This window comes from Pelagicoccus mobilis (genome assembly GCF_016595505.1).
Taxonomy (GTDB): Bacteria; Verrucomicrobiota; Verrucomicrobiia; order Opitutales; family Opitutaceae; genus Pelagicoccus; species Pelagicoccus mobilis.
On record NZ_JAENIL010000003.1, the window covers coordinates 158,030 to 177,751 of the forward strand.

Annotated in this window: 10 protein-coding genes; 7 read left to right on the top strand and 3 right to left on the bottom strand. The window is 53.5% G+C overall.

Annotated elements, in window-relative coordinates; genetic code table 11:
• Window positions 1-31: 31 nt before the first annotated feature.
• Window positions 32-217, bottom strand: a complete 186-nt coding sequence (locus JIN87_RS02395) for a hypothetical protein (protein WP_200353915.1) — start codon at window positions 215-217, stop codon at window positions 32-34.
• A gap of 194 nt (window positions 218-411) precedes the next feature.
• On the opposite strand from JIN87_RS02395, the gene JIN87_RS02400 reads away from it, so the two are divergent.
• Window positions 412-2,178, top strand: a complete 1,767-nt coding sequence (locus JIN87_RS02400; protein WP_200353916.1) for a hypothetical protein — start codon at window positions 412-414, stop codon at window positions 2,176-2,178.
• A gap of 86 nt (window positions 2,179-2,264) precedes the next feature.
• On the opposite strand, the gene JIN87_RS02405 is transcribed toward JIN87_RS02400, so the two are convergent.
• A complete protein-coding gene (locus JIN87_RS02405) occupies window positions 2,265-2,870 on the bottom strand; it encodes a flavin reductase family protein (protein WP_200353917.1) in 606 nt (201 codons plus the stop codon).
• A gap of 170 nt (window positions 2,871-3,040) precedes the next feature.
• Window positions 3,041-3,298 (bottom strand): hypothetical protein, encoded by a 258-nt coding sequence (locus JIN87_RS02410; RefSeq protein ID WP_200353918.1) that lies wholly within the window; start codon window positions 3,296-3,298, stop codon window positions 3,041-3,043.
• Between the two features lie 638 nt (window positions 3,299-3,936).
• Between JIN87_RS02410 and JIN87_RS02415 the strand changes: the two genes are divergently transcribed.
• The 6 genes from JIN87_RS02415 (at window position 3,937) to JIN87_RS02440 (ending at window position 19,722) form a co-directional block, all read left to right on the top strand.
• The gene (locus tag JIN87_RS02415; RefSeq protein WP_200353919.1) at window positions 3,937-6,159 is read left to right on the top strand and encodes a Kelch repeat-containing protein; all 2,223 of its coding nucleotides are present in this window, start codon (window positions 3,937-3,939) and stop codon (window positions 6,157-6,159) included.
• A 14-nt stretch (window positions 6,160-6,173) separates the two neighbouring features.
• Window positions 6,174-7,949, top strand: coding sequence for a hypothetical protein (locus JIN87_RS02420; RefSeq protein WP_200353920.1), 1,776 nt, complete (start codon window positions 6,174-6,176; stop codon window positions 7,947-7,949).
• Window positions 7,950-7,976: 27 nt separating this feature from the next.
• Window positions 7,977-9,275, top strand: coding sequence for a hypothetical protein (locus JIN87_RS02425; protein ID WP_200353921.1), 1,299 nt, complete (start codon window positions 7,977-7,979; stop codon window positions 9,273-9,275).
• A gap of 49 nt (window positions 9,276-9,324) precedes the next feature.
• A complete protein-coding gene (locus JIN87_RS02430) occupies window positions 9,325-18,288 on the top strand; it encodes a hypothetical protein (RefSeq protein ID WP_200353922.1) in 8,964 nt (2,987 codons plus the stop codon).
• A 27-nt stretch (window positions 18,289-18,315) separates the two neighbouring features.
• On the top strand, window positions 18,316-19,161 hold the full coding sequence (locus JIN87_RS02435; RefSeq protein ID WP_200353923.1) for a hypothetical protein: 846 nt from the start codon (window positions 18,316-18,318) through the stop codon (window positions 19,159-19,161).
• Window positions 19,162-19,254: 93 nt separating this feature from the next.
• A complete protein-coding gene (locus tag JIN87_RS02440; RefSeq protein ID WP_200353977.1) occupies window positions 19,255-19,722 on the top strand; it encodes a toxin-antitoxin system YwqK family antitoxin in 468 nt (155 codons plus the stop codon).

The following is a 19,722-nucleotide window of genomic DNA, read 5'->3' on the forward strand; positions in this document are numbered from 1 at the left end:
AATCCTTATTGTGCCACTCCCGTGAGGCTTCTTAGTTTTTGTCCTCTTTGGATTCGCCGGAGGGCAGGGCGGATGCGGCGGTCTTGACGGTGGTTTTCGTAACCTTGACGCCGGCTTTGGTGGTTTTGGTGGCGACCTTTACTGGAACTGTGACGGCGCAGCCGGTTATAGCGGTGGCGAGGCTGGCTGCTAGGAGGAGGCGGAGGGCGTATCTCATCTTTCTAACAATCGGGGAAGAGGGGCGGAGGTTTAGGAGATCGGCGAGTTTGAGTGATGTTCCCGGAGAGATGGCGGATTGTATGATGTTTTGGCGAAATGGCTTTGGGGCTTTGACTTAGATGACGCTAGGCGTTTGGGTTGGATCCGTATCCGGGCTCTTTGATTTTGCCCTAACCCTTAATCCTGCTCTCTATGATCATCACTCGGAAGATTGGTACTTTGATTCGTGGCAAGACCACGCCGTTCCAGATTTATGCGGCCTGCTTGTTGGGGGCTTTGCTTGGTTTCATTCCGGGGTTTTCGCATGCGCCGGCTTTGATGCTCGCTTGGCTTTTGCTGCTGCTGGTTTTGAACGCGAATCTGTTTTTGGCGGGGGTCGTGCTCTTGCTGGCGAAGCTGGTTCTTTTGGTCGCGATGCCTTTGGTGTTTGCGGTTGGTCAATTCTTGTTGGAAGGGCCGACTCAGGGGCTGTTTAAATCGCTGATCAATGCTCCTGTGACCGCGTATTCAGGGCTTGATTACTACGTGGTTGCGGGCGGACAGTTGCTCGCTTTGGTGATCGGCTTCGCTTTGGCGTTTTTTCTGAAGGGGTCGATCACGAGCTATCGCAAGAAGATGATGGCTTTGTCCGAGGATTCGGAGCGGCTCAAGAAGTATCAAGAAAAGCTGTGGGTGAAGATCTTGAAGTTTCTGTTTCTCGGGAAGGGGCGTGGAAAGAAGTCTTATGAGGAGCTTCTCTCGGTGCGGATGGGAAACCCGTTGCGGATATGGGGGGTGGCGATCGTCGCTGTCGTGGTTGGGGTGCTTGCGCTTGGCTTTAGTAAGTTGACCGCTCCGTTGATAACAGCGTTGGCGAAGTCGAATTTGGAAGCGGCGAATGGCGCGACGGTGGATCTGGAGACGGTGGATCTGAGTTTGCAGGAGGGGAGGCTCGAGGTGCTTGGCCTGGAAATGGCGGATGCCCAAAAACTGGATACGAATCTCTTTGCCTCGAAGCGAATTGTGGCGGATGTGAATACGACGGATTTGCTGCGTAAGCGTTTTTCGATCGATCGTTTGGTCTTGGAGGACGCGAGTTCTGGCGATGCTCGTGAATCGCCGGGGAAACAAATTGGTCCGCAATCGTCGCCTAGCCCGAAGCTGGAAATGCCGGACTTCGACGATCTCGACAGTGTTCTGACGAATGCGAGCGAGTGGCAGGAGCGGCTTGCTCAAGCGAAGCGTTGGCTGGAGCAGATTTCAGCTGGAGGCGAGGAGGCTGCTGAGGCTCTGAGTTGGCAGGAAGAGTTGAACAACCGCATTCGGGCGCTGGGCCATGCGAATGTGAAGGCGGACTTTTTGACAGAGGGGAGTCCCACTTTGTGGATACGGAAAATCGAGGCGAAGGGGATTCGGACGCCGTACTTTAAGGGAGCGACGCTTGATCTGGATGGAGCTGATTTGTCCACGCATCCGAGTTTGGCGGGAGCGCCTCCGGTCGTGTCGCTGGTTGCGGATGATCGTTCGTTTGAAAGCCGCCTTTCTTTGGCAGGCGCGAGCGGAACAGGCAGCAACGAGTTGCAAATGCTTCTCAAGGACCTGGAGGTGGATCCGCTGGCGGCCAAGATCAAGTCGGACGGCGAGCCGCCTATTTCAGGGGGGACGGTCGACATTGATTTGAGCGGAGCGATCGGCTCTGCTGCGAACGATCTGGTGGCTCAGGTGACCTTTGATGGAACGAAGGCTCGGATTGGCGGCAATCCTGTCGATCTGGATGGCTTGACCTTGCCGGTCGCGATCAAGGGGCCGCTGGATAGCCCGGGGATTAAGTTGGACTCGAAGGCGTTGGAGAAAATTCTCGTTTCGACTGGAAAGAAGAAGCTGCTCGATGAAGCGACGAAGAAGTTTGGCCTGGAAGGAGACGAAGCGGATGCAGCTGGTCAGCTGCTAGAAGGTCTCTTCAAGAAAAAGAAGAAGTAGGAGCGTCGATGGTAGGGCGTGAGGGCAAGGAGTTGATCCTGCAGCGCGGTCTGCCACGGCGGTCAGACCCTACCTTTAAAAAGAGGCTAGCTTGGGCGTTCGATTTCGAAATAGGCGTCGGTGCGGCAGTAGCCGGCGGGGCCGTGGAGGCGGCCGATTAGCTGGGCGGCGGCTGTATCCACTTCGCCACTCTCTGTGTCGAAGTACTGGTCGTCTACGAAGGCGTGTACTACTTTGGCGATGATGAGTCGGTTTTGTCCGATCTCTTGCATGGAGTGGAGTTCGCACTCGAGTGAAATGGCGGCGCCTTTGATGCGAGGAGGTGCGACTTTTGTGGAGGGGTGGGTTTCGAGCTGGTAGGTGTCGACTTCGCTTTGCTCGTGTTTGAGTGCGGTGGAGGTGGCTACCATGACTTCCGCTTGGTCGAGCGAGACGGTGTTGATGACGAATTGGCTGGAGCTCTTAATGTTTAGGACGGTGTCCTTGGGTTCTCCGGTGTCGGGGCGGTTGCCGATGCTGAGAACGACGAGGGGAGGCTTGGAGCCGAAGACGTTGAAAAAGCTGAATGGCGCCGCGTTGACGGTTCCGGTCGAGCTGATGGTGGTGACCCAGGCGATGGGGCGGGGAACCACGACGGAGGTGAGGAACTTGTAGCGTTCTGCGGGGGCGAGATTTGGGAGGTCGATTTCCATTTTTCGATGTGTCGTTCTCTGCGTGAGGGAAGTGGTTTTAGGACACGCGGTCGAGCGGCGGCGAGGAGTTTTTAAGAGATGGGGCAGGCTCGCAAAAGAATAAGGGCAGACCTCCCGGCCTGCCCTTGTGTGTTCGTAAACTTAGTAATGCGTAATTGATAACAAAATTTTTACGCGAAGGCGCTGAGGAATTGGCCTGTCGCGGTGCCTGCCGAAATCGTTCCGTTTTCGCTGTAGGACTGCTTGGGAGCGTAGGGATTTTGCAAACGGCGTAGGGCGGCTCGGCTCAGCGTGTCGTTTGAAATGTTCACTGTCTGCTTCGCTTTCGCCTTGGTTTTCACCTTGTAGCGAACCGAGGGGCGCTTGGTGAACTGGAACTCCTGATTGAAGGATTCGGGAGTTACGGATCTGGCGGTTTCGAAGGACATGGCTGGAAATTAGCAAAGTTTTAGCAAGCTGCCAATAGAGCGAACTACTCAAATTAGCATCTTTTTTAATTTTTCATTTCGCTCTTAAGTAGTTGGGCTCAAATAAAATAAGCGCTCATGGGTTCTTGGCTCTATGCACTCGGTGGAAGCGCTCAGTTTTAGACGATAGGAACGGGATGTCCGCGAGGGGCTTGGGGGAGTGGTTCATCACCCCAATCCAGTGGATTGCTGTTTGAGTCGAGACTGTCGGTGTTCCCGCTTCAGCGGGCTTATCGGTTTCCGTTGCTTAGGGATGCCGCCTAAAGGCGGGACGCCAACGGTTGGGTTCTCTTCCACTGCATTCGGTGATGAACCTTTTGCATGTGGTGGATTGACGGCAATTGTGCACGAGCTAGCAGATTCAAGGGCGGCGTGGCGTATTCGCATGAGCGCTGCTTCAAATTAGCAAATATTTTATTATTAGCTTGTTCCGTAAGAGCTGGGGATTAGTTCTCCTTCAGCGCTTCACGATTTTATCTAATCGCAGGTGCCTAATCTTTCTCTCAAGGCGGACTTTTCGCCTTTCCTTCTTCTTCTGAACTAATCCACCTCCTCGCCTGTTTTCTTCGCCTTCCGGTGAAGCATGGCTTCCTGTGCTCATGCGAAAACGCTTTCGCGTTCCCTTTCTTGTATCCGCTTTTTGTGCCCAGACGGTTCGACTGGCTTGTTGCTCTGCTTTATTCTGCGTCGTTGCAGTGGCGCAGTTGGCGGCGGTTCCTCTTACTTTGAGCTACCAAGGGTTTATTATTTCTTCGGGCGAGCCCTACGAAGGGCAGGGGTATTTCAAATTTGCCTTGTTGGATGAGGAAGGCGCGACGGTTTGGAGTAACGACGGATCGAGCTCGAATGGAGCAGAGCCTGGCTCGGGTGTCGGCTTGTCAGTTGTGAGAGGATCTTATGCGGTCCGGCTTGGGGATACTGGTATTGAAGGAATGGATTCGTTGGGAGCGGGGGCGTTTGAATCTGAGAAGCTGTATTTAAGGATTTGGTTCAGTTCCGGTTTGGAGGAATACGAGTTGTTGGGTCCGGATCATGAGCTCAGTTCGGTGGCCTTTTCGATTAAGGCGAAGTCAGCGGAGTATGCGAACGAGGCAGGTACGGTTCGGAATGTGCCGGATATAAGCGCATCTAAAATTACGAGCGGTACGATCGCCGGCGCTCGCTTGCCTGCGAGTTTGTCGACCGATTCCGAAGTGGATGCGAAGCTTGAAGCGCTCAGTATTGACGCAGAGCAGATTGTTTCGGGAGAGCTTCCTTCGGATCGGATCGTATCCGCTATCGCTCGTGATCATGAGGTGGATACTAAAATCTCTGAGGCGACGTTCGACGCTTCGAGGGTCACAAGTGGCACGATTTCGGTTACTCGGCTGCCAGAGAGTTTGTCGACTGATTCTGAAGTGGACGCAAAGCTTGAAGAGCTGAGTGTCGACGCATCGCAGATTGTGTCGGGAGAGATTGCTTCTGAGCGGATCGTGCCTGCCATCGCTCGTGACGAAGAGGTGGATACGAAGATCTCTGAGGCTACGTTTGATGCTTCGAGGATTTCCAGTGGCACGATCGCGGTTGCTCGGATCAGCGACGATATTGCGCGTACCAGTGAACTAGAGGCTGAAATTGCAGATCTCCAAGCTCAGGTGGACGCGATTGCGGTGCAATTGGGAGTGTCTAGCCGTATCAGGCCAGTTGTTGCTTCTTTGGCGTTTGATGACGCGGATTTGCTTTCTTCGGGCTATCAGAGGTTTTCGACGGTCGATTCGAAGGGCTGGGTCGATGGTTCTGCTGTTGATGCTCCTTCCGCTCGCGATGGTCATTCTGCGGTTTGGTCAGGCACGCATTTGCTGGTTTGGGGAGGGGAGATCGCTAACGGTTTGTTTACGGCAACGGGCGGTTCCTATGATCCTGTATCCGATAGTTGGAGCGCTTTGTCGTCGGTTGATGCTCCCTCGGCTCGAATGGGGCACAGTGGCATTTGGACGGGCGAGGAAATGCTTGTTTGGGGCGGCGTTAATGGGACGGGTTACTTAAGCGACGGGAAACGATTTGATCCGACTACTCAGTTGTGGACTCCAATGAGCGGCGTTGATGCTCCCAGTCCGCGCACGGGTCATGTTTCTGCATGGACGGGTGAGTTTCTCTTAGTATGGGGAGGTGTGAACGGTTCTGGTTTGATCGCCGACGGAGCCTTGTACGATCCGATTGGTGATAAATGGTCGCCTTTGAACGTATCGGGAGCGCCAGCTGCGCGGAAGGATACGAAGGGGGTATGGACGGGTGAGAGTTTGATTTTGTTCGGTGGAGAAGGCGCTTCGGGAGCATTGGCTGATGGAGCTGAACTGCTGTTTAGCGGTTCCTCCCCCACGTCTTGGAGAATGCTGAGCGGAGTGGGCGCGCCCGACGGGCGAACGGACCATGCCCTCGTGTGGACGGGCAAGGATGTCGTCGTGTGGGGTGGTCAGCGTTTGGGGAGTTCGCTTGGAGATGGCTATGTCTATGAATTAGGGACTGACTCCTGGACTCAGATTTCGGATACAGGCGCTCCCAATGCGCGCTATGACATGGGGGCATTTTGGTCTGGGGGAGAGTTGGTGGTCTTTGGCGGAGATTCCGCTTCAGGTACGATTTCGAATTCTTACGCGTACAATTTGGAAGCTGATGCATGGAGGCCTGTTTCCGGAGGGAATCCGGTCGAGAGGGCTGCATCCTCAGTTGTGTGGATTGGCGGGGAAGCTCTTGTTTTTGGCGGGCGTGAAGACTCAGGTCGGATCGCGTCTTTGCAGCGTATTGATGCTAGCCCTACGGTTTATCTGTTTAGAACTCCATAGCTAAGAAGATTAATATGGAACCTCTCCTCAAAAAGAATTTTAGAGTCGCCGCCGCCCTGTTGGCGATGTGTCTGTTGACAGCTCTTGGCAGAGCCCAGTGGCAAACCCAGTCTTTCGTGCTGAGTCCTGGTTGGAACGCGGTAAACGTGCATGTGGATATGCAGCATACGAGCTTGGCTGACCTTCTTGGCTCGACTCCGGTAACGGAGGTGTGGTTGTGGAAGCCGGATCTGTCGACCTTGCAGTTTGTTACTTCCCCGCAAGACCCGTTGGATACGAACTCGCGGTGGTTGTCGTGGAAGAAGGCTTTTCCTTTGGAAGCGACGCTTTCTAGCATTATTGGCAATGCGTCCTACCTCATTCGCGTGGATGAGAGCCGAGGGTCGAACTACACATTGGAGCTGAAGGGGAAGCCGGTGCCGCCGCGTAGTTTCTGGAGTTCGGATGGAGCGAACTTTTTGGGGTTTTCTACGGTAGGAACGAATCCGCCGAGCTTCTATGACTTTCTCGAGCCAGTGCCAGATGTAAGGCTAAATGCGGAGCTCTACGAGTATGTGGGTGGTCCGATAGCGGATAATCCGGCACGCGTGTTTGATTTGAGATCCGAAAAGGTGGAGCGAGGTAAGGCTTTTTGGATACGAGCAGATGGCGTTTATAACCGCTACTATGCTCCGTTTGAAATATCGCTTCAGAAGAGCGAAGGCGTTGATTTTGGGAAGAATGCCTCCGTCTACCGGGTGCGGATTAAGAACAATACAGATGAGGATTTGGATGTTTCGCTTGCTTCCGTGGCTTCAGAAACGCCTCCCGCTGGGCAAGCTTCTATAGAGGGGGCTCCCGAAGTTCTGGTACGGGGTGCGTTCAGTGTGGATACTTTGTCTCACTCTTTCAGCCGGTTGAGCGAGTCTGATGGCAGTTGGACTTTGGCCCCGAAGGGAGCCGAGGGATCGGAAGTGGATGTGATTCTTGGCTTGGATCGTAGCGGAATGACTGCGGAAGCGGATTCCTTTTACGCGGGGCTTCTGCGTTTTACGGATTCTCTTGGTTACGCCCAGTACGATATTCCGGTAACCGCCACAAAAGGAAACGTGGCTGGCCTTTGGGTTGGTGAAGCGGTTGTCAGTGAGGTGAGGCACAACCTTGGATTCTTCGAGCGTGTTGGCGAGGAAGTGCGAGAGATCGATCGTAATGTCGAATTTGGTACGGTGGCGCGTCCCTTTAAGTTGAGGTTGATCGTGCATGTCGCGGAGGACGGGACGTCTCATCTGTTGCAGCGTGTTTTTTACGGTCTGGACGATGCCAACCAACCAGTGCTGAGCACCAAGGAAGAAAATCTGAATGTGGAGCAACTGGATATTGCCCGAAGAATTAGCGCTTCGCATTTGCCTTGGACGGAAGGTAACGATCCGTGGCTTCTCACTGGTGGGGACTTCGGTCAGGGAGAGAGTGTTGAGGTCGAGGTGACCCTTGGTGCCGACGATCACCGATCGAATCCGTTCCTGCACTCGTATCACCCTGATCACGACAACCGTAACGCGACGTTCTCCAGTTCCCTCGGGCAAGGAATCGAGTCGTATGGAGTCACTCGCACGCTTCATCTAGAGTTTGATCCTCCGAGTGATGATTTTGACTCTCTCACCTCAGGAGGAGTAGACATCGGAGGGGTCTACTTGGAGGAGATCGAACTCGCCGGAAGTGGGACCAATAACGAGTCCTACGAAGTGAAAGGCAGTTTTTCGCTGACTCGACTTAATGACCTAGGAACGCTGCTCACGACTGTGAGCGAGTGATAATGTAACCAATTTACCGATACCAAAATGAATGCCATCCAATCCACCCTTATTTCAATCGCCATGAAATATTCCGCTATCAGCCGAACCTTTGTCACTACGCTAGCGTTGCTAACTCTCGCGTTTGCCGCTTCCTCTTTGCAGGGCGCGTCCGACACGCCTCCAAACCGAATGACGGTTCAGAGCTACATTACGGATGATGGCGGCACGCCGCTAGGCAATGCGGCGCCGGTGAACAAGAAAATGGTCTTCTCTCTGTACAATGCGGATACAGGTGGAACGGTCGTATTCGCCGACGAGCAAATTGTGACGGTAGATAAGGGGCATTTTAGTGTCGTGCTCGGAGAGGGTAGTGAAGTGTCGGGCCAGAACCACGAGCTTTCAACCGCGTTTAGCGGATCTGACGCTTCGGATCGGTTTCTCGAGATCCAAGTTTCGGATACGGACGGCAGTAATGCTCAAACCTTGTCTCCGCGTCTCAGGCTTTTGCCAAGCGCTTATGCGTTTCTAGCCTCGTATGCGAATGAGGCGGCTAAGGTGAGCTCAGACGGTATCGATACGGCGGCAATCAAGAATGGTGCGATTACTTCTGACAAGGTGGCGATAAACAGTTTGGTTGCGGATGACTTGGCGGCGGATTCGGTGGGCGCTTCTGAGTTGGCTCCCAACTCGGTTGCGAGCGAGAACATTATAAACGGTACAATTGCCCTGGCGGATATGGGGTCAAATTCGGTGAACTCCTCCAACATAGTAAACGATAGTATCGGTTATTGGGATATCGCTCCGAACGCGGTAGGGCAGTCTGAGTTGGGGAACAATGCGGTGACTTCGAGTCATGTGGTCGACAACTCGCTTGGAGCGGCGGATATCGGTTCGAATTCGATCGGGCAAAGCGAACTCGCGCCCAATGCGGTGACTGGCGGTCATATTTATTCGAATACAATTACGAGTAGCGACATTGCGACGAACGGTGTCAGGGGGAACGAAATTGTCGGAGGTCTATTCGAGTACCAGCAAGTGTATATCGGAAGTGGAACGGACTTCAGCTATACGTTTAGCTCCAGAGAGGTATCGCAGTGGTGGCCGATTTTGACTGGATGGTCTTTTGGATACGGCGACCTTGCTGAAGATGGTAGCGGAAATCTCTTGGAGTTGTATTGGAGAAAGAATGGCTCGGGCGACTGGTATATCACCGCGAAGGCGAAGACTCACATCAACAACGCGGATGTCTACCTCCAGATCATGTGGGTGCCGTCTCGTTTGGTGAACGACTACAACAGCACCTATAAGACGAGAACCCGTGGGGGAGATCAGCCTCAGTTGTAGTCTCTAAGGTGAGCGGATAATCGAACGGAAACCTAAATCCAATGTGCCTATGAGACGTCTAAAGAGACTGATTGCTGGATTGGTCGTGGCTGCAGTTCCAATCGCTGCATCCGCACAAGTTGTCTTCTTCGAGCTAGATCAACTTCAGAACATCTTCAATCGCGTACAGGAAGGCGCAGGTCTTTCCGGTGACGGTAGCTCGACGCCAGGGCAGTTTACAGCTCTGCATACCTTTGGTGGGGTTGCTCCTTTGACTGGCAGCAACCCGGTGGAGGGACCTTCGAATGGAACGGGTTCCCTGAAGATTCAGCACATGAGGGTAGGCGCTCCGTTGTATGGGCGTTTTACGAACTACCTGTTCGGGGCGGTTCTTCCGCTTCCGGATACGGATGAGGATGGGATCGAGCTTTCGGGCGTAAATCCTTCCGACTATTGGAATGCGAGACCGTTTAGGGAGAGCGATCGTCTTGGATACGCTTGGGACGAGGGCCGGAACCGCGTTTTGGCTAGTGAGGGAGGCACCTTCGACATCGTTTGGCAACGGTCGCGAGCCGAAATTGGAAAACCTGCTGACTACGAAACGAGCCCTGAAAACTACCATGTCGAGGCGGGTGTTTATTATAGACTTTACGAACACTCTCATGTCGGGGTCTCGAGAGGGGATTCTATTCCGCCCCCATTGGTCGAAGCCGACGGAGCGACCGCGCTTGCCGAAACGGATACGACTTATTGGAACCCGATTCCCTATGTGCTGCGAGCGACTGAGAGGTATCACTACAGCGCTTCGGCGAATGCCGTTTTTGCCACCCAGCCTGGTCCAGTATCCGTGACTTGGCAACGAATCGAGCCGACTGCGGGAGATCATTCTGGCGATGATAACTATGTGGAAAACGGTGGTCGCTACTACCGCCTCCTCAACAAGAGGTACGTGATTTCAGGTTCTCCAGTCAAGGAGCCGAAAAAGATCTACTGGAGCGAGGCGGGGAACGTGGGAGTCCCTGTACTTATTCCGGCTTCGACTGTATCCAAACTACAGATCGTTTATAACTCAGACGTTCCTAGAAACGTGCCTGTATCCGAAGGAGTGGTACTTGGGGAAGGAAGTGGTGTTTCTTCTGAAGGAAGCAATGTGGCAACGGCTATCACTTCCACCTTGTGGTATTCGGCGACGGAGAAGGCTCTGAAGTCTTTGAATCGGCAAGGTCGATTGTTCGTCGAGTTTTTGGGCACGCCAGATTCGGTTTCTGGTGTACCGGAGCATCTCGGTTTCGAGGTTGTCGATATCGTTAAAGACGTGGTTCCGCTTAACGAGTCTGTCCATCTCGGAGAAGCTGTGCCTGACGTCTATGATGAGAGCGATGGTGAAAAGCTTGTTCCGCGTGTGGCGAATACTCCTGACGGAGAGAACTATTTGTATCAACATTTTGAATCGTCGGATCTGGCGACTGCTGGCGATCTCAGCAATGCGGTGCTCTTTGCTAGGCGGGAAACGGAAAACGTGAATGATGTCGTTTTGTGGTGGCTCGAAAAAGGGGTGCAAGGCGTGCTTTGGCCAAAGGAGTATGTTCGTTATGATTTCAAGTGGCCCAGCGATATCGCTTCGTTTAGCCACTACATGCGACCTCTGGTTGGAAGTGAACTGGAAGCCAAGGAGACCAGTGTCCTGCTTAATGGCGATGAGGCCCCGCGGATCGAGTATCAGGACCAGCTGGACCAGGTCCGTGCGAAGCTAACGGCGGATAATCGTTTCTATACGATTTTGGACGAGAATTTCCCGGCGCATCGAACCTTGCTTCGTTTTATCTCCGGAAACGAAGTTCGTTTCGAGCGCGTGTTCTCTTGGTTGGATACGACTCTGTCGCCATTGGATAGTGACGATAGTTTTGTGGCGGGAAGTTTGGGGACGAGTGTGGCGCAGCAATTGGATTCCTATGATCCCACCTCGGGCAAGTTCACTTGGCCGGACGAGTCTAGCATCCCATACGTTTTTGATATGACGGTGCCGGTGGGCGAGCGTCTTCCTGTTCCGAATACAGCTTTCGGATCTGGTGAAGGCGAAGAGTATTGGGCCGGTTATCTGAACCTTGATATCGGCGATTCGTTCAATCCCAATGCTTATATCGATCCGTTTGAGTTCGGCTTCGACGAAGCGAATCGAGGCGCGATCATCCCGGTGAATTCGATTCCAGGCGACAACAAGCTGGAGGCTCTTTGGTTCCGCCGTAGCGATGATGACGAGACGGATGGCTTTAGCGCTCACTATTGGCCGTCTGCTTTAGGTCGCTACACGGTCGAGTGGCCAAGTTCGCCGTCGGAAATTGTACTTGCTAGCAATGATGGTACGGGACCTCTCTCCAGTCTTTTGGCAAAGGGATCGGTCTACTATCAAAACGATTCCTCCGCCCCGGGTTACAACCCGAACGAGGAGCATGCTCTCATGCAAGGCGGCCAAGCGTTTGCGTTGCGCGACGACTTGAATGTCGTCACCAACGACAGTGGCGAATACTCCTCGGATCCGTATGTAATTCTTGAGTACGAAGACACCGATGGCCGCCTGTCCATGAAGCCTTACAAGGTCTTGAGAGAAAAGCTCTCGGAAGGGGAGGTCTTCACTTACCCTGTAGAGGCGGGGACTATTTTGCAGGCTCCGATGCCTCTGCCCCTGATGGATTTGCCTTTGCTGGAATCGGGCGAGAGCGAAGGCTTCAATGTTTCCAAGGAGGCGGATTGGGTGCAGATCCAGAGTTCTGACGTGCAGGATCCGATGGCAAGCCAAGTATGGGAATTCGTTTCAGCTGAGAGGCCAGCCTTGGCTGAAGGTTCAGCCTACAACCTGCAGAGCTCAGACTTGAGCGAAACGAAAAAGCTGTATGTCGAGAGCTACTCCTACGACGCCAATACGATTCGCGGCATTGTTGGAGGTGCGGAAGTCTCGATCTCGTCGCTCAGCGTCACCGACACAGAGACCAGTGGTTGGGGCTACCACTTTTTGTCGGACCAAAACCCGCACGTTTATTATAGCGTGAACTCTGGCAGTTCTCATCTGTCGAGTCTCGCTATTGGAGATCCTTACCACCTGTACCTACCTGTTCGCGGTGAGTTGCTGGAGATGACTCTCGTTTCTCAGGAAACGTCAAACGGTGTAGATATTCTTGTTTTTGAGGCTCCCGAAGCGCTCCGTTCGGAGGATGTTTATAATTCAGGCCTGGGGTCGGTAAGGCGATACCAGTTTGGGGATGTCCTCTTCGATGACGCGGAATTGATCGTGACTGATGGAAGCTTGGCGGACGGTGCCTTGGATAATTGGTACGTTAGCCAGAGTCCTCTGGCAAGTGATGACTTGGTTCTAAACGACTATCGAAGCAAGTTCACCTACCAAGACCGGAAGGGCAACATGTGGGTCTATCGCGGGCCGCACAGCAAGCAGGGACCTGCTCCGGATGAAGCGTTTAGCGTGCAGTTCTACTATAAGACGCTACCCGGCTTCTACTTCCCTGCCTCCGGTGCGAACCAGCCAGATGTTGGTACGATTGTTCCTTATCTGAGAAGTAGCGAGTCGGACGGAAGTTGGTCGGGGCCAGCGTTTGGTAGTGCGGAGCAAGCTCTTGCTATCAGCTACCGTCCTTATTGGCCGGATACGACGCCAGTTCTCTTCACGGGTGAGACTCTGACGAATCCTAAGAGAGGATTGCCGGCGGTGCGCGGGCAGATCAGCGCGGAGGTTCTTTATCAGCAATCCGCTCGTGAAGAGAATGCCGAAGAAGCTTCGGTCGTTTTGCACGACCCGACGCGTGAAAAGAGTGTCGCCCTCAGTGTAGACGGTTTGGAGAAGATTCCTGGTTCGGCAGTTACGGAGGGCTATCTCGGCAAGACCTATTTCAGCCTGTTGCCGCCACATCTCGGGAGTCGTTTTTTCTATGATCCGATTCGTGGAGAGAAGGGCCACCTTGTTTACAAGGGCCAGTTCGTGGACGAGGTTTTAGGCGAAGACTATCTGCAGCTGAACATCCTTAGCGAGTCGGACAAGGAGAAGCTCAAGGGGCTCGTCGTCGACTCGGACGAAGACAAGGATGCTTGGGATCTCGCAATCGATTCTTTGGCGACGACTCTAGAGACGTTCGAGGAAGACGAGGATAAGCCAGGAACTTACAAGCCAAACGTCGCGTTGAACAAAGTGGTGGGCGAAGAGGAACTGGCGTCGATTAATAATGAAGACATCGCGGTGGATTCCTATGCTCTGAGTGCGGTGGGCCCAGGATCTGGATACGTGACCATGATCTTTGGAAATGGCGAAGCGTTTACTCCGGTCGGAGATCCTGTGGTGATGCAGATCCTTCGTGTCGACGACGCATTGTACCGAGGCGAGGTGAAGCCGGTCCTTTCTTCCAATCCTCTGAATGAGATGTTGACCATGCGCCAGATCTCGGACTTCGCCGGGGCGGTCGACGACTATGAGTTCGAGTGGAAGATTGCATCCCCGGTGGATGGAGCGGATCCAGTGGTAAATCTCAACGAGCGCGTCTTGCTCATGGGCGACGACACTTGGTCGCACTTGAGATTTCCAACGGTATTTGACTCCGCTGTTTCGTTCTCGTCTATCGACGCGGATCGTCTGGGCGTGCAATCTGCGGGTAGCGTGACTGCGGTCGAGAGTTTGGCGGTCAGTTCTACCACGGAAAACGGAACGACTGGCGAACATGAGTTTACTTCTGCGGACGCCGGCGAGGTTGAAGTGAATGACTCCTTTGTCATTCGTGATGCTACCGATGATGCCATCTTGGTTCGCGGGACGGCGAACTCTACTGATTCGGTGCTATCGGTTTTGGCGCTCGAAGAAGACGCGAGCGGATTCGTGCCTGTTTCAATTGAGGAATTAGCGGGCAAAGGTTTGCCGGCTAGTTTCTTGCACCGGACGTTTACCAGTTCCAAGGATCTGGATTTCTCCGCGATCTTCTTGAGTTTGGACATCGCCACAGATCTTGGCGCTCGCGTGTTTGTGAATGGTGTCGAAGTCGTGGTAGCAAATGCGTCAGAAGTTTCCGAGGACGCTTTGAATAGCCCGACAACAGGTTCTCCTGCGGGATTTGAGACTTTATCTAGAGTTTACTCAGTCCCAGTCGAAGTGTTGCTTCTCGGGACGGATGGCGCTGATGAGGTGACTCATGATGTCTCAGTTGAGCTCTACAGTAGTGCCGATGCGGATACGGTACAGGATTTCAATCTCCGTATCGAAGCGTACCACAGAGTGGACAAAACCGAGGAGAGTTGGATTGCCTTGGATCCTTCGCGCTACCCGGATGGGGTTCGGACTGTATTGGGCGAGACTGCGGACGTAAGAGCCTTGGCGGATAATTACCTGATCATGCGCTATCGTCCAAAGCTTCTGGAGGATGGATCTGCTCGTGCTGACGATGACGAGAGTGGTTATTCGCAGTGGACTCGACCAGCGCTCGCAGAAGGCTGGATCAAGCGCGTGCTCGCTGGTATCAATCCGTTCAACCAAAGGGTTACGAACCTCTTTGCTAACAATGTGGATACGGATGCCAGTATATTGACTGAGGCTGGCCCTCGTTGGGAAGGGGATGTCGCTCTGAACCTGTCTACAATAAACGACTACGGCCTGATCGAGATTTATGAGACGGTGCTCAATCGCGGGCGAATGCTCAGTATCGATGCTGGAATTAATTATGGCCCAGCGAATGACGCCCTGCTTCTCGCGGCAGGTTATTTGAGCGATCTCTATATGATGCTCGGTAACGAGGCGAAAGCGGATGCGTTGAATCCGACGATCGGAATCGGTACGGCTAACAGCACCTACGGAGACATCGCGACTTCGATGTTTGCTTTCGAAGGTCAGTTGTCGTCACTGCTGGAAGAGGAGTTGGCTTTGTGGCGTGGTCGAAGCGACTTCCTGCAACCTGGGGTTGAAATCGCTCCTGTCTACAACCGACTCGTCTGGAACTACACGCGAGGGATCGATTCCGGCGAGGTGATTTACGCTCTCAACTACAACATCAAGGAAGATCAGAACGGTGAGCTTGATGGTACTGTAAATGCGGAAGACGCGGCGGTGATGTATCCACAAGGGCATGGCGATGCTTACGGTCACTACCTCACGGCGTTGAAGGGTTACTTCAAGTTGTTCATGGACGAGGATTTCTCCTGGGTGCCGCGTATCGAAGCTGTGAATGTCCTGGGGGTTCCAGTTGCCGTAGATTATCAGGACGAGCGGAAGTTTGCTGCTGCTGCGGTGCAGGTCGCCCAAGCCGGTCAGCAAGTGATGGAACTGACTTGGAGGCAAGATTACCAGCTGGTTGAGGAAAACGGTTGGGAGCACCTCGCGAGCACTCGTAGCAACGACCGTCGTACGCTTCCTTCGAGTCGCTATTGGGGGGTCGATCATTGGGCGTCCCGTACGCAACAGGGCACGTATTTGAATTGGGTTGTTGGAAACTCCATGTTGCCGGATGTTGACGATGACGCCTCGCACGAAGGTATCCAAGTTGTGGATAGACGGACGGTTACTGAGTTGGAGGAGTTGACGCGAATTGCGGATGCGACTCAAGCAAGCTTGGATAACGCGGAAGCGGGCTTAAATCCGCTGGGATTTGATCCGAACAGCATGGCCTTCGATTTGGATCCAGTTGGCTTTGGTACAGGTTCTACGAGCCACTTCGAGCAAGTCCTCGATCGGGCGAAGCTCGCCTTGTCCAATGCGGTGATTGCCTTCGATGACGCCAAGGACGTAACGCGCTTGATGCGTTCTGAGGAAGATTCCCTGAGCGATTTCCAAGCGAAAGTGGATTCGCAAGAGCTGGCCTTTAAGAATCGTTTGATCGAGATCTATGGCACTCCTTACCCGGACGATATCGGTCCAGGCAAAACCTACGATTCCGGTTACGACGGTCCCGACTTGTTCCACTATCAGTACGTCGAGGACGCGACCTTGGAGTTTGGTGGGGCGTTTTTGAAGGACGAGGATATCGATTACGAACTGAACATCAGGGTTCCTCCAAGTGGAGAGGGCGCGTGGGTCGCGGCAGGTTTGGGAGATCGGATCGATAACGGAACTGCGACGATCGATTTCAACCTTACTTCCACCGGATTGCTGAAGAAGCCTGAGGCTTGGAATGGATCGCGTTTGTACGCCGGCAAACTCCAGTTGGCGATCAACGACATCCTGATGAAGCGCAATGCGGTTTACTTGGAGATCGAGAACTACCGAACGTTCGATTACCTGTTCGAACGCCAGCTCGAGATCTTCGAAGCGAAGGTTCAGACGATGGCTGATATCAAGGGCTACAACGAGAAGATCCGAGATTTCAATACAGGCATCAAGATAACCCAAGCGGCGACGGAGCTAATAACCCGTGGTATTGCAGAATTCCTCGACTACAAGAAGGGGGCTACGGAGGTTGCTTTGAGCTTTGTACCGGACAATATGCTCTTTGGTTTGGCTTCTGGTGGTGACATCACGTCTAGCATTTCAGGCACGATCGAGACGCAGAGCTATGTGCATAGTACGGTCTTGAAGGTGATCAGCGGGGTTGCGGAAATCGCGGGACGCGCGACGGTCGCTGGTTTGGAGGCAGCTGCTTCCGCGGTTCACTATAACGAGATCGTTCCGGCTGAAATTCTCCAAGCAGAGACGGAGGCTGTGTTTGCTGTGGATACGGCTCTGCAGGACCTGTTGGGGCAGGTCTTCCCGATTAACCGTTCCATTCAGCAGCTCGAAGCGTCGCGGATGAAGTACCAGGCATTGCTTGCTCAAGGGCTGGCGGTCCAGGCCGAGCGAGAAGTGTTCCGCAAACGAGCCGCTTCGGTTATCCAAGGCTATCGCACGCGAAATGCGTCGTTCCGTTTGTTCCGCAACGAAAAGCTCGAGCGCTACAAGAGTCTCTTTGATCTGGCTGCTCGTTACTCCTATCTTGCGGCTCAGGCCTATGACTATGAGACGGGGCTGCTGGGAACGGACGAAGGGCAGGACTTTGTGAAACGAATCGTAGAGTCTCGCGCTCTGGGAGTTGTGCAAGGCGGGGAACCGCAGTTTGCCGGTAGCGATCAGGGCGATCCCGGCTTGTCCAGCATCCTCGCTGAGATGAGCGCGGATTGGGAAGTCTTGCGCAGTCGTCTTGGATACAACAATCCGGATGTTTACGGAACGCTGTTCTCGTTGCGAAGCGAGAACTTCCGTATCTTGCCGGGTATCGAGGGGGATGACGCTTGGAAGGATATCCTAGAAGCGGGACGAGTGGCTGACCTCAAGGCTGATCCGGATCTGCGACGTTATGCCATGCAGCTGGACGATGGATCGGGACTGCCGGTTCCGGGAATCGTCCTCGAGTTCTCCTCCCATATTGGAGAAGGCTACAACTTCATGGGGAGGCAGCTGGCGGCTGGTGACCACTCCTATAGTCCTACCTCGTTTGCGACGAAGATCTTCTCATCGGGGGTGGTGCTATCTGGATACGAAGGGATGGATAATCCGACAAGCGTAACGAATTCGACGCAGAACGGTAGCTCTCCGAGTGATCCTGACCTAGCGTTCCTTGACGAGGATGCTCTCGCGGCGACTCCATACATCTATTTGATTCCGGTAGGTAAGGACGTCATGAGGACTCCGCCGCTTGGCGATCAGAGTGAACTGAGGTCTTGGAGCGTGGAGGACGTGACGATTCCGTTGCCGTTCAATATCGGGGCGTCGGAGCATTCCTCGAAAGCGTTCTATCAAACGCAGGATTCGTTGACGGAGCCGCTCTTCCAGGTCCGCAAGCATCAGGCTTTCCGTCCTGTTTCGGACGAGTCGGTCTACCAGGGAGATAACGGTCGCTTGTTTGCCTCCGAATTCACGAATAGTCGTTTGATTGGACGTTCGGTCTGGAACACGAAATGGAAGATCGTGATTCCAGGGCGCACTCTCCTAAACGATCCGGATGAAGGCCTCGAGCGCTTCATCGAAACGGTTAAGGACATTAAGCTGCACTTGGAGACCTATTCTTACTCAGGCAACTAGTAGGATAAACAAATAGAGGTTATCAAAATGAGAAGACGTTTTAAGTTTAGCAAAGGGAGCTTGGTTGTTGGCCTGGGTATGATGATCGCTGCTTCGGTGAATTCTTTTCCTCCTGCTCCGCATCATTTGATCAAGGGCATGGTGCGAGACGCCATGGGCTATCCTGTCGAAGACGAGGGTATTGTTTATCTGACTACAAACAATGGCGTTAAAATCGTAGCTGCTCTCGCACCTTCGCTCTACTTTGAGGCGAGTTATCGGATGGAGGTTCCGATGGATGCTGGGGTCGCTCCGGGTGCGTACAAGCCGACGGCATTGAATCCTCTGGTGCCGTTCACGATGCGTGTGGAGATCGGCAGTCAAACGTACGTGCCGATCGAGATGTCGGGCGCGAACCCATCTCTCGGCATAGCTGGGGGAACTTCGAACATCGATCTAACCTTGGGGGTTGATTCTGATGGGGATGGTTTGCCGGACCTTTGGGAGGAGTCGGTGATCGCTAAGTCTGTCCGGCTCAATGGTCTCGAGGATGTCGATCCGGGCGGTGACTTGGATCGCGATGGATTGAGTAATTACGAAGAGTATCTCGCCCATACTTACGCTTACGATTTGCTGGAAGGTTTGGATCTTAAGATTAAGGCGGTTACCGAGGAGGCTTACTTCATCGAGTTTCTCGTGATCGATGGTCATAGCTATTCGATTCTTGGTAGCTCGAACATGGAGGAATGGGGTAAGCAGCTATTTGAAGTGACCAGTGAGGTGTCGGACGAGGAGTTGACTCGCGACTATAGCGCGGACGATGTGAAGATCATCGAGGTCGCCATTCCTCGCTCTCAAGGAGAGGCGGCGTTCTTTAAGCTCAAAGTGGAGTAATCGCGAGTGTCGGTTGGGAGAATAGTTTGGCTCGCAAGCGGAGCCGTTTTGTTGGCGTTTTTGATCTATCTTGGTTTCGGGATAGGTGGAAGAATGCCGGCGGTTCCTTTTGAGGATTTGGAGCTTAGGGACGGTGTTTTTTATTTGGATACGGAAATGCCATTCACTGGTATGGCAGAGGAGTTTTACGAGTCAGGGCGACTCAAGTCGCGAACTGAGTTCCGAGAAGGAAAGCCTCACGGTGTCTCTCTCGGCTACTACGCGAATGGAAACCTTCAAGTTCGGGAGCATTTCCGAGATGGCGTTTCACATGGCGTGCGGACGAAGTGGTTTGAGATGGGAGGCAAGGAGTCTGAAGGGGATATCGTAGATGGGAGTTTCGATGGTCAGTTTCGTAAATGGGATGAGAGTGGCCAGTTGGTTGTTGAGATGACGCTGAAGTCAGGGGTGCCTCATGGCTTGTCTCGCTCTTGGTATGCGAATGGCACGTTGAAAGCTGAAGTTGAGATGCTGGATGGTCGAGAAGTGCAGCGTCGGGACTTTCCTAGTAACGAGGGGTAG